At 71.8% G+C, this 549-nt stretch carries 1 protein-coding gene; it reads left to right on the forward strand.

Features of this window, described 5'->3' with window-relative positions; genetic code table 11:
- The coding region (locus KUM32_RS35610; protein ID WP_217146061.1) for an SDR family NAD(P)-dependent oxidoreductase at nucleotides 1–549 on the forward strand (549 nt) is incomplete at both ends.

The following is a 549-nucleotide window of genomic DNA, read 5'->3' on the forward strand; positions in this document are numbered from 1 at the left end:
GGGCGGTGGCCGAGCGGATCGCCTCCGAGGGCGCGTCGGTCGTGCTCGCGGCGCGCCGCAAGGACGTCGGTGACGAGGTGGTGGCGGGCATCCGGGCCAACGGCGGCAACGCCCTCTTCGTACCGACCGACGTCACCGTGGAATCCGACATGGCCCACCTGGTGGAAACGGCGGTACGGGAATTCGGCCGGCTGGACGGCGCGTTCAACAACGCCGGCGGCGTCAATGCCTTCGGCCCGCTCCAGGAGACGGCGACCGAGCGGTGGTCGGCCGAGTTGGAACACAACCTGACGAGCGTCTTCCTCAGCCTCAAGCACCAGCTCCCGGCGATCGTGGCGGCCGGCGGCGGCTCCGTCGTCGTCAACGCCTCCAACCTCGGCGTCGTCGGCATGCCGGGCGTCGCCCCGTACGTGGCGGCCAAGCACGGCGTCGTCGGCCTGGCCCGGGCGGCGGCGCTGGAGAACGCCGAACAGGCCGTACGGGTCAACGCGTTGATCACCGGTGGCGTCGACACCCCGCTGTTCCGCGGCACGATGGGCACCACCACTG

It is taken from the genome of Streptomyces sp. AC627_RSS907 (assembly GCF_019049165.1).